We start from the raw sequence: 10551 nt of genomic DNA on the forward strand, positions 1-10551 counted from the left end.
CACCTCCGGGATGGCCGGACCTGCCTCAGTCGAGCCGGTGCCCCTGGTCCCGCTCCGGGGCAACCCGGGGCTTTCCCCTGTTCAACGCGACCACCAGGGTCGCCTGCGGCAACCGGGTCCTAGGCTGTCTGCCATGACCGACCAGCGCGGCGGGGCCGTCGACGAGTCCTGTGTCCTCACCGAGGGGCCGTGGACGCACCGTTTCGTCGGCGCCAACGGCAGCCGGTTCCACGTGGTCGAGGGCGGCACCGGGCCGATGGTGCTCTTCCTGCACGGCTTCCCGGAGCACTGGTGGGCCTGGCACCAGATGCTGCCGGCCATCGCCGACGCCGGCTTCCGGGCGGTCGCCGTCGACCTGCGCGGCTACGGCGCCAGCGACAAACCACCCCGGGGGTACGACGGCTACACCCTCGCCGCCGACATCGCCGGGCTGATCCGCGCGCTCGGTGAACGATCCGCGACGATCGTCGGCAGCGGCCTCGGCGGCATGGTGGCCTGGACGGTGGCCTCGTTCCACCCGTCCCTGGTCCGCCGGCTCGTGGTGCTGGGGGCACCGCACCCGCTGCGACTGCGCGCCGCCATCTTCGCCGACCCGCGCGGGCAGTTCACCGCCTCCACCCCGGCGTTGAAGTTCCAGCTACCCCGCTACGAGCACGTGCTGACCCGCGACGGTGCGGCGGCCGTCGGCGAGATCATTCGCCGCTGGGGCGGCCCACAGTGGGTGGCCGGGCCGGACTTCGAGGCGTACGCCGAGCGGTGCCGGGAGGCGATGTGCATCCCGCAGGCCGCGTTCTGCGCGCTGGAGGGTTACCGCTGGGCGTTCCGCTCGCTGCTGCGACTGCACGGCTACCGGTTCGTCCGCCTGATGCAGAAGCCGCTGTCCACCCCGACCCTGCAACTGCACGGTGCCCTGGACACCGCCTCCCTGCCCCGCACCGCGCTGGGTTCCGGCCGGTACGTCGTCGCCCCGTACGAGTGGCGACTGCTCGACGGGGTGGGGCACTTCCCGCACCTGGAGGCACCGGAGCTGGTGCTCGGCGAAATCCTGCGGTGGGCGAAGACCTGACCGGTCAGACCCGCTGCTCCCGCAGGTCGGTGACCTCGGCGGCCGGCGCCCAACCCTGGTAGACGCCGAAGTCGAAGACCTCCAGCCGCATCGCCTCGGCCACCGGCCAGCGACCACCGGTGTACTCCACCCGCAGCCAGGCGTCGTGCTCGCCGAGCACTATGAACGGCTGCCCCTGCCAGGTGCAGGTGGTCCGCACGTACGCCAGATCCTCGATCTCGCTCACCGGCAGCACCCGGACGTAGCGGCCCGCGCGGACCTCCTCGAAGCCCTCGCCCGCCTCGGGCTGGTAGAGCCGGATCTCGTCGGCGTCCGGGCTGGCCTGGTATTCCCGGCCCTGCCAACGGGCCACGTAACCGTCGCGCATCACGCCTCCCCGACCCGTCGCCAGGTGACCGAGTCGGTGTCCAGCTCCGCGACCACCCGCTCGCTGCCGTCCGCGCCGATGCGCCAGAGTTGGGCACCGTGCGGCAGCCGTGCGCTGTCCACCTTGAACTCCGCCACCACGTCGCTGCTCTCACCCGGGGCGAAGCCGTTGCCCCGGAACGGCGGACGTTCGATGACCCAGCCCTCCATGGCCCGCATCGCCGGCTCGTTCTGACCGCCGTACGGGATGCGGTAGAGGCTCGGCCGGTGCGCCGGCCAGCGCAGCACGTAGATCTCCTCGGCGTCCGGAGCGAACGGCGAACCGGGGTAGCTGAGGCCCAGCGCCTCGTGCAGCTGAGCCGGTGTGGTCAGGTGGGACAGCTCACCGGCCCGGTGCACGAACCCGGACACCCGGTCGTACCCACGATCCAGGTAGTACGCGAGCTGGCTGGGGGCGATCGCCTTCTGCATGACCGTCGGCCGGGTCGGGTCGACCGCTGCGGGGGCGTACCGGGGACGGGCGGCGGGTTCGGCCACGGCCGGCGCTTCCACCTGGTCCACTTCCAGGTCGTCGCCGAGCCCCACCTCGGCGGCCCAGTTGGCCAACGCGACGATCTGCTCGCCGGGCAACTTGGCACCCACCGGCGTGCCCGGGTTGACGGCGAACGACCAGTCCTCGTCGGGCCAGCGCCGGATCAGTTGGGCGAACTTCACCCGGACCGTGTCGACGTCCCCCTCGACATGGTCGGCGAGGCGCTCCGACGACGTGTAGACCACCACGTACGTCTCGCCGTCGAGCTGCCCGGTACGCCAGACGAAGCCGGGATCCCCAGGGCGGCTTCCCCGCACCGAGTCCGGTGCGGCCGGCAGTAGCACCCGGGCCAGCAGCAGGGTGGACAGGAACGTGTCGGTACTGCCCGAGCCGGCGGCGCTGAGCAGGTCCTCCTCGACCGTGTTGGCCGGCTCGAACTCGACCGGCGGCGGCTCGTCGGCCGGCGGGTGCGGAACCTCGTCCGCGATCACGCTCGCGCCGCTGCCCTCGCCGCCGGCCTGGTCCGTACCGGCCGGGCCGGCCGACGAAACAGCAGTGTCGGCGCGGTCGTCACGCAGCGGGGCGTCGACGCGGCCGTCGAATCGCGGGTCGCCCAGCCCACCGCCGGGAGCGCCTGCCCCGGTCGGAATCACGGGGTGCGGGGCGGACGGGCTCGGGGCGGGCTGACCAGGGCTGAACGGCGTGGGCCCGGATGGGCTGGAACCGAAGGACGAGGGACCGAACAGGCCCGGACCGGGGGGCGTCGAGCCGAACGCCGGCGGGGCGGCCTCGGCGGGGCTGGGCCGCCGGGGCGCGTCGACCGGCGCGCTGCTCTCGACCGGGTCGGTGAGATCGCGGGACTCGATGATGGTGCCCTCGATGACGATGGGCGTGAAGCCGCGGCGCGGCGCGGGCTGCCCGGAGACCGGTTCCGCGACGGACACCGGCAGATCCTCCGCCGTGTCGAACCGGCCCGGCCGGGCCTGCGGAATCGCCTGCGTCTCGTCCGCCGATGGCCGCCCAGGCGCACAGGTCAGGGGAGGCTCACCGGTCATCCGGAACGCACGGGTGGGTTCCTCAGCCAGCGGGGTGTGCCGGCGCGGCGGCAGCGGCTGGGTGATCTCCTCGCCGGATGGCGGCGCGTCCATCCCGCGGGACGCGCCGAGACCGCCCTCCGGCCGTCGTACCGGCTGGGTGGCTGCCGGGTCCGCCGCCATCGGAAAGGCCCGCGTCGTGGTCTCGTCGGCCGGCGCATCGGCCGGGCGGCGGCGAGGGAAGGGCTGGCTGCCTCGTCCGAACCGGGTCGGCGGGGCCGCCCGGTCACCGGGGCGCCCCCCGCTCGGGGCGGGATCGCGGGCCGGGCTGGGGTCGAAGAAGGAGCGCCGGGGCGCGGCCTGGGGGCCACCGTTGCCGTTAGCCGGAGCGGGGCCGTCGACGTCGCCCGGCCGGGTCGCTGCTGCCGGCCAGCCAGCGCCCGGCCCGGCCTGGTCGGTGGTGGGGCCGGCGGGCGCCAACGGGGTGACCCGGGACGGCCGGCCGGCACGGGGCAGCGCTCCGTTGCCCGGCGCGGGCCGGGGCGGCTCGGTCGGGTGCCGCTGACCGGCGGCGGGCAGGTCCTCCTCGCCAGGTCGGCGCGGCGGCTCAGCGGGGACGGGCGGCCGGGGCGCCGGACCCGGCACCGGCGGGGCACCCACCCGAGGGCCCGGGCTCCGCGCGGGCCTTCGGGGTGCGAGCGGAGCACTCTCGGGCCCGGACGGGGTCACCCCCGTCACGGGAGGCGATCCAGTGGCTGGCGCGGCGTCCCGCGGTGGCATGCCGGGCCGGGTGCGGGCCAACGTCTCGGCTCGCTCCAGGCGAGCGCGGGCACCCATGGCACGGCCGGGCAGTCGCACGTCGCCTCGGGACAGCTGGGACACGAACCAGGCCGGCAGGTAACCCTCGACCGGCAGACCCGGATTGACGGCGAGCCACCACTCGTGATTGGGCCAGCTGGCCGCGAGATCGGCGAAGGGGATGCGTCGGTTGCTGCCGGCGTGATCGCCGAGGCAGGCTCGCAGGGCGGCGGCGGAGGTGAAGGCCAGGACGTGGGTCCGGCCGCCGGTGGTCCAGGTGCCCCATCCGGCGGGTGGCTGGCCGGGCTGCGTCGGCGCGGAGACCGGCAGCAGCACATCGGTGCGGGACAGGAGCCGGAAGTAGAGCTCCTGGTCGTTGGCGCGCAGCGCGTCGCGCATCGCCACCTCGGCCTCCGTGGCCGGCTCCCATGCGGTCACGGCCACCTCCCCTTCCGAGAACAGGCCACAGGTATCGCGTACAACCTACAAGGTGGTACCAAGATCACAATGGCTGGCCGGCGGCGGCCTGCCAGGGCCCGGAGGAGGAGATAACATCCCGTTCCGGAGCCGACGCGATACGGAGGGTGTCGATGTCCCAATCGATCACGCGCCCGGTCCTCGCAGGTCTGGCCGCCAGCCTGTTGACCGTACCGGCCCTTCCGACCGTCGCCGCCACCGCCGGGCTCCGGGCGGCGCCGGCGTGCGCGACAGCACTCGCCCCCGTCCGGCCGGTCGCGGCCAGGCCCTGGCCACAGCAACGGTACGACCCGGCGCGGCTCGCGCCGCTGGCCACCGGCGCCGGGGTGACCGTCGCGGTGGTCGACTCCGGGGTGGACCGGGTGCACCCGCAGCTGGCTGGACGGGTGCTGGCCGGCGTCGACCTGCTCGACCCCGGCGGGGACGGCGGTCGGGACTGCGCCGGGCACGGCACCGGTGTGGCGAGCATCATCGCCGCGGCACCCCGCTCGGACGTCGCCTTCCGCGGTCTGGCACCGGGTGCCCGAATCCTGCCGGTGCGGGTGAGTGAGCAGCAGGTTGTGCAGGGACGGGAGTCGGGGCGCACGGTCAGCGCCGACGAGTTCGCCCGGGCCATCCGGTGGGCCGTAGATCATGACGCCGACGTGGTGAACCTGTCCGTGGTGCTGTACGCGGACGACCCGGAGGTCCGTTCGGCAGTGCGGTACGCGGTCGACCGGGACGTGGTGCTGGTGGCCGCCGCCGGCAATCTGCACGACAGCGGGAACCCCCGACCGTTCCCCGCCGGCTACGACGGGGTGCTCGGCGTGGGCGCGATCGGGGCGGACGGCGGGCGGGCGGCGTTCTCGCAGACCGGCCCGTACGTCGACCTGGTGGCCCCGGGCAGCGAGGTGCTGACCGCCGCGCCCGGTGCCGGCCACCATCGGGTCGAAGGCACCAGTTACGCGGCGCCCTTCGTGGCCGCCACCGCCGCGTTGCTGCGGCAGTACCGGCCGGAGCTGACCGCCGCCCAGGTGGCGGAGCGGATCATCGCCACCGCCGACCCAGCTCCGGGCGCGGGCCGGGGCGGCGGATACGGCGCCGGGGTGTTGAACCCCTACCGGGCGGTCACCGAGACCAGCGGCGGCCGTGCGGCCGGCGCGCGGCCGGTCGCCGCCCTCGCCGACGACCGGGCCGACCCGGCGCAGCTCGCCCGCCAGGCCCGCCGGGCCGCCGCACGGGACCGAGCCCTGCTGGTCGGGGCGGTGGCCGGCATCACGGCGGTCACAGTGGCGCTGCTCGCCCTGGTGGTGCCCCGTGGTACCCGTCGACGCTGGCGCCCGGCCGGCCCGGCCTGAGCCCGCCCGCGCACGGCCTGAGCCCGCCCGCGCACGGCCTGAGCCCGCCGGCGTGCGGCCCTGACCGCCGACCGGTTGCGGGCGGGGCGCTGGCCCGGACACGGTCAGCGCTCCCGGCCCACATCGCTCACTGGAACAGCCCGGTGTTCTTCTTTTCGGTGTCCAGGTAGTCGGTGGCGGAGTCGTTCACCGCCAACCTGATGTCACGCAGCATGGCCTGCAGGTCCTGCGAGGCCGAGCGCCACTTCGCCTGCCGCTGCTCGTATGCCTGTCGCGCCTCGCCCGTCCAGCTCGCCACCAGTGGGGCGGCGTCGCGTTCGAGTTGGCCGAGTTGCGCGTCGAGGGTGTTCAACGCCTTCTGAATGTCAGCGCCGGCCTGCTGCAGCGCGGCGAAGTTGACGACCAGCACACCATGGTCCATCGGATTCCCTCCCCAAGCGGGATCAGAGCGGCAACTGGATGCCGCCGCGGTTGGTGCCGGCCACCCGGCTGGACACCTCGTCGTCGGACACGTCGTACTGCCGACCGGCGGTGCGGATCGCACCGGCGGTCTCGCGCAGCGCGCGGTGCAGCGCCGCCTGGTCCTGTGACCACTGCTGCTTGACCTGCTCGAACGACCGGCCACCAGCGCCACGCCAGGCCTGCTGCAACACCTCCAGCTCGGCCAGCAGGCCGGTCAGCATGGACTGCAACGACTGGTCCACCTGCTCGAACTTCGCGGCAGTCTGCTGCATCACCGCTGCTTCTGCCTTGGTTTGGGACATCCGGACGTCACCTCGTCTCTCGGATCGCACCTGGCCGTCGACGCGCCCACCCTGGGGCGACGCGTCGTCGCTTGGCCCGGTCGTCGAGCACTGAGACACGGGTCAGCGAAGGACTTCGTGGCTGACGGTAGCGACCTCGTAGCGGTTCTGCTACCCCACCGGCTTCCCCTGTGGACAACCGAGGAGCCCATCGGTCGCTTACGATGTGCCGCAGCCACGTCGCGGCGTGTGACGGACCGCCGGAGGGCGGCCGGCCGCCCGACCCGGTCCCCAATGGTCGAGGAGGCACGGTGCCGGCGATCACCACCGGAGGGCCGCACCCGCCGACCCCGGTCGGGCCCGAGGCAGGCGCCTCCGCACGGGTGGGCGGGCCGGGTCGACCCACCGACCGGGGCCCGGGACCGGTCGATCAGCGCATCCCCCGTCGCCGGTCGCCGGTGGCCCACTGGGTCGCACTCGGCCGTCGGGCGGCTGCCGGAGCGCGAGCCGGCCAACTGGTCACCGCACAGGTCGCGGCGGCGCTGGTGCTCGTCACCCTCGGCCGACCCGCACCGGTCGTCGCGGCGGCCGTACTGGTGGCCGTGCTGCTGGTGGCCGCCGCCTGGGTGCCGGTGCGGGGGCGGTGGCTGTTCGAGTGGCTGGGCACCGCCATCGGGCACCTCACCCGCCGGCGGGCGTTGAGCGGGCCGGCCGACCCGGCCGAACTGCTCGACCTGGTCGCCCCGGGCACCGTCGTCCGCTCGACCGAGTTGACCGGCGGGCCGGCGGCCGTCCTGGAGGACACCACCGGCATGGTCGCGCTCCTGGAGCTCGGTGACCCCGGCGACCTGCTGGGCGACGTGTCCCAGGCGATTCCCGCCCCGGCCGCGTTGCTCCCCCCGACCGGGCCGGACCAGCCCCCGCTGCTGGTCCAACTGCTGCTCGCCGGTGCGCCGGCGCCGGTGCCGAGCGCCGGTGGCACTGTCGGCACGTCGTACCGGCAGCTCACCGACGGGCGGCTCCCCGGGCGCGAGCGGGCGGTGGTGGCGGTCCGGGTGCTGCGGGTGAACGGTTGGTCCGAGGAGGACCTGCGCCGGGTGCTCGCCGGCACGGTCCGCCGGATCGTCCGCCGGCTCGGGCCGTTGGCCGCGAGGCCGCTCGGGGTGCCGGCGGCGCTGCGTGTCCTGGGCGAGTTGGCCCACCACGACGGCGAACCGGTCCGGGAGTCCTGGCCGGCGATCCGGTCCGGCACTCTCGTCCAGGCCACCTTCCGTCTGCTCCACTGGCCCGACGCGGGTGCTGCGGCTGGACGCCGGCTGGTGCCCCGCCTGCTCGCACTGCCGGCGACGGCCACGACGGTGTCGATCTGCTCAGGCCCGTCGCCGACGATGTCGACGTCGTCGGGTCCGCCGGCGGCCGGCGGAGTGCCGACCGAGCTGACCGTACGCCTGGCCGCCGCGACGGCGACCGAGTTGGCGGCGGCCACCGAGGCGCTGACCCGCCTGGTGACCGACCTGGGCGGAAAACTACGCCGACTGGACGGCGCCCACCTGAGCGGGCTCGCCGCCACGCTGCCGTTGGCGCTGACGGCACCCGGGGCGCAGCCCCGCCCACCGACGCCCGGAGCGCGACCCGGCTCGGCGGTCGACGACTGGGAGCTGTCCCTGGGCGACGCGGGAATGATGGTCGGCACCAACCGGCACGGGCGAGCCGTCACAGTGCGACTGTTCCGGCCGGAGAGCACCCGTGTGCTGCTGGTCGGCGGGGTGCGGGCAGCCCAGCTGGTGGCCCTGCGCGCCCTGGCACTCGGCGCCCTGGTGGTGGTGCAGACCGCCCGGCCACGCGCCTGGGAACCGTTCATCCGAGGGGTTGGCGCGCCGGGCGGCACGATCCCGTTGCTCCCTCCCGGTCGGGCGGTCGCCGACGGGGTGGGCACCGCGCTGCGTCCGTTGCTGCTGATCGTCGACGCCGGGCCGGTGGCGGCCGAGGCCGCGCCGGGCCCGCCGTGGCGGGCCACCCTTGTGGTACGCGACGAGCTGACCCCGGCCGATGTGGACGCGTTGAGCCGCGCCGACCTGGCGTTGCTCCAGCCACTGACCTCCGCCGAGGCCACCCTGGCCGGAGCCGCGCTGGGGCTGGGCGGCTCGGCCGAGTGGCTGACCCGGATCCGGGAGGACATGGTGGCCGTGGTCAACCGTCGGGCGCTGCGCTGGGCACTGCTCTCCCCCACTCCGATCGAGGCACAACTGATCGGCCCGCCGACGCGCGCCTGATTCCACCGGGACGGCCAGCCGGCGGGTTACGTCGGTGCGGTGTCCGTGGCACGATCCCCGCCATGGGTTTTCTGAAAGGTCTGCTGATTCGGCTGGCCAGCACAGCTCTGGCTTTCTGGCTGGCCACGCTCCTCATCCCGGGCATCTCCCTGGATTCGAACTCGGCCACCGAGACGGTGACCACGCTGCTCCTGGTGGCGGTGATCTTCGGCGTGGTCAACGCGGTTCTCCAGCCGATCATCAAGACCGTCGGTTGTGGCTTCTACCTCCTGACCCTGGGTCTCATCGCCCTGGTGGTGAACGGGTTGCTCTTCCTGCTCACCAGCTGGATCGCCGACCAGGCCGGGCTGCCGTTCTCGGTGGACGGTTTCTGGCCGGCAGCAGTGCTCGGCGCTCTCTTCGTGAGCATCGTGACCTGGATCCTCGGCGCCGTCCTCGACCGGGACTGACCGCCGACCAGCCAGCACCGCCCCGGTCCGTCCGGGGCTCCGACCTCGGCCGGGGCCCCGGCGGGCCGTTGACCAGAGTTCGGGAATGTGGCGGCCGGACCGCCCACCTCGGCGGTTAGCGTCGCGGCATGTTCTCGCTGACCTATTCCGACGGCCACCTGCTCAGTACCGATCCGGCGCGGATCGACCTGGACCTGGTGCACCACTGGTTGTCCACCGACGCGTACTGGGCGCTCGGACGGGACCGGGAGACCACCGAGCGGTCGTTCGCCGGCTCGCTGCCGTTCGGCATCTACCGGCCGGAGGACGGCCGCCAGGTCGCGGTGGCCCGGGTCGTCACTGACGGTGCCACCTTCGCCTGGCTCTGCGACGTGTACGTCGACCGGGCCGCCCGGGGTCGAGGGCTGGGCGGGTGGCTGGCCGGCGCGGTCCGCGACCACCTGGACGAGCTGGGCGTACGCCGGATCCTGCTCTGCACCAACGACGCCCACCAGGTGTACGCGGGGGTGGGCTTCACCCCGCTGGACGCGCCGCAACGGTGGATGCAGCTGGACCGTCGAGCCCCGGTGACCCCGATCACCGGAAAGGAACAAAGCAGCACTACGCCCCTTACGGTGGAGGCGTGACGCCACTCCGTCTGGGATACCTCTACGGCCTCGGCGCGTACCTGCTCTGGGGTTTCTTTCCGCTCTACCTGAAGCTGCTGCGACCCGCCGGCCCGCTGGAGATCCTGTCCCACCGGATCGTCTGGTCGGTGGTCTTCGTGGCGCTGCTACTGGCGGCGCTGCGCAACGTCGGCTTCCTGCGGTCGCTGCTGCGCCGCCCCTGGGCGGTGGCGGGGATCGTCGCCGCCGCCGCGTTGATCGCTGTGAACTGGGGCGCCTACATCTACGGGGTCAACTCCGACCGGGTGGTGGAGACGGCGCTCGGCTACTTCATCAACCCGCTGGTAGTGGTGCTGCTCGGGGTGACGGTGCTGCGGGAGCGGCTGCGCCCGGCGCAGTGGGTGGCGCTGGGGATCGGCGCGTCGGCGGTCGCGGTGCTCACCGTGGACTACGGCCGGCTGCCCTGGTTGGCGTTGACCCTGGCGTTCAGCTTCGCCGGCTACGGCCTGGTGAAGAAGCGGCTCGGGCTGCCGGCGGCGGAGGGGCTCTTCGTCGAGTCGGCGGTGCTGGCGTTGCCGGCGCTGGGCTACCTGGGCTGGCTGACGGCGAGGGCCGACCTGACCTTCGGGCACGTCTCGGCCGGGCACACAGCGCTGCTGGTGCTGGCCGGCGCGGCCACGGCGGTTCCCCTGCTGCTGTTCGCCGGGGCGGCCAACCGACTGCCCCTGAGCAGCCTCGGCATGATCCAGTACCTGGCGCCGATCCTTCAGCTCGGCTGCGGGGTGCTGATCTTCCACGAGCCGATGCCGCCGGCCCGGCTGGCCGGCGTCGCGCTGGTCTGGCTGGCCCTGATCGTCTTCACCGCCGACGC

The 10551-nt window shown here is 74.0% G+C and carries 10 protein-coding genes; 6 read left to right on the forward strand and 4 right to left on the reverse strand.

Annotated elements, in window-relative coordinates:
* Nucleotides 1-133 precede the first annotated feature (133 nt).
* On the forward strand, nucleotides 134-1066 hold the full coding sequence (locus tag KBX08_RS14545; RefSeq protein WP_210784016.1) for an alpha/beta fold hydrolase: 933 nt from the start codon (nucleotides 134-136) through the stop codon (nucleotides 1064-1066).
* Between the two features lie 4 nt (nucleotides 1067-1070).
* Here KBX08_RS14545 and KBX08_RS14550 read toward each other — a convergent pair whose 3' ends face one another.
* Nucleotides 1071-1436, reverse strand: coding sequence for a hypothetical protein (locus KBX08_RS14550; protein ID WP_210784017.1), 366 nt, complete (start codon nucleotides 1434-1436; stop codon nucleotides 1071-1073).
* Nucleotides 1433-4234 carry an SseB family protein gene (locus KBX08_RS14555; RefSeq protein WP_210784018.1) on the reverse strand — a complete coding sequence of 934 codons (2802 nt, stop codon included), beginning with the start codon at nucleotides 4232-4234 and terminating at the stop codon, nucleotides 1433-1435. The genes KBX08_RS14550 and KBX08_RS14555 overlap by 4 nt, the downstream gene beginning before the upstream one ends.
* 152 nt (nucleotides 4235-4386) lie before the next feature.
* On the opposite strand from KBX08_RS14555, the gene mycP reads away from it, so the two are divergent.
* Nucleotides 4387-5610, forward strand: coding sequence for a type VII secretion-associated serine protease mycosin (gene mycP, locus KBX08_RS14560; RefSeq protein WP_210784019.1), 1224 nt, complete (start codon nucleotides 4387-4389; stop codon nucleotides 5608-5610).
* Nucleotides 5611-5737: 127 nt separating this feature from the next.
* Here mycP and KBX08_RS14565 read toward each other — a convergent pair whose 3' ends face one another.
* On the reverse strand, nucleotides 5738-6031 hold the full coding sequence (locus KBX08_RS14565; RefSeq protein WP_210784020.1) for a WXG100 family type VII secretion target: 294 nt from the start codon (nucleotides 6029-6031) through the stop codon (nucleotides 5738-5740).
* Nucleotides 6032-6053: 22 nt separating this feature from the next.
* Nucleotides 6054-6374, reverse strand: a complete 321-nt coding sequence (locus KBX08_RS14570) for a WXG100 family type VII secretion target (RefSeq protein ID WP_030486283.1) — start codon at nucleotides 6372-6374, stop codon at nucleotides 6054-6056.
* 290 nt (nucleotides 6375-6664) lie between these two features.
* Between KBX08_RS14570 and eccE the strand changes: the two genes are divergently transcribed.
* The 4 genes from eccE to rarD form a co-directional block, all read left to right on the forward strand.
* Complete coding sequence (gene eccE, locus KBX08_RS14575) at nucleotides 6665-8626, forward strand: type VII secretion protein EccE (protein ID WP_307850555.1); 1962 nt, start codon at nucleotides 6665-6667, stop codon at nucleotides 8624-8626.
* 62 nt (nucleotides 8627-8688) lie between these two features.
* Complete coding sequence (locus KBX08_RS14580; protein ID WP_091395522.1) at nucleotides 8689-9075, forward strand: phage holin family protein; 387 nt, start codon at nucleotides 8689-8691, stop codon at nucleotides 9073-9075.
* Between the two features lie 128 nt (nucleotides 9076-9203).
* Nucleotides 9204-9701, forward strand: a complete 498-nt coding sequence (locus KBX08_RS14585; protein WP_210784021.1) for a GNAT family N-acetyltransferase — start codon at nucleotides 9204-9206, stop codon at nucleotides 9699-9701.
* Nucleotides 9698-10551, forward strand: an 854-nt coding sequence (rarD, locus tag KBX08_RS14590) for an EamA family transporter RarD (protein ID WP_210784022.1), incomplete at its 3' end; no start/stop codon positions are given. The genes KBX08_RS14585 and rarD, both read left to right, overlap by 4 nt.

The sequence above is a fragment of the Micromonospora sp. H61 genome (genome assembly GCF_018070325.1).
GTDB classification, from domain to species: Bacteria; Actinomycetota; Actinomycetes; order Mycobacteriales; family Micromonosporaceae; genus Micromonospora; species Micromonospora salmantinae.

Bases quoted from the DNA above. Each gene is read 5' to 3' on its own strand.
- KBX08_RS14585 (WP_210784021.1), top strand. From the start codon at position 9,204: ATGTTCTCGCTGACCTATTCCGACGGCCACCTGCTCAGTACCGATCCG.
- KBX08_RS14565 (WP_210784020.1), bottom strand. From the start codon at position 6,031: ATGGACCATGGTGTGCTGGTCGTCAACTTCGCCGCGCTGCAGCAGGCC.
- KBX08_RS14545 (WP_210784016.1), top strand. From the start codon at position 134: ATGACCGACCAGCGCGGCGGGGCCGTCGACGAGTCCTGTGTCCTCACC.
- KBX08_RS14570 (WP_030486283.1), bottom strand. From the start codon at position 6,374: ATGTCCCAAACCAAGGCAGAAGCAGCGGTGATGCAGCAGACTGCCGCG.
- mycP (WP_210784019.1), top strand. From the start codon at position 4,387: ATGTCCCAATCGATCACGCGCCCGGTCCTCGCAGGTCTGGCCGCCAGC.
- KBX08_RS14580 (WP_091395522.1), top strand. From the start codon at position 8,689: ATGGGTTTTCTGAAAGGTCTGCTGATTCGGCTGGCCAGCACAGCTCTG.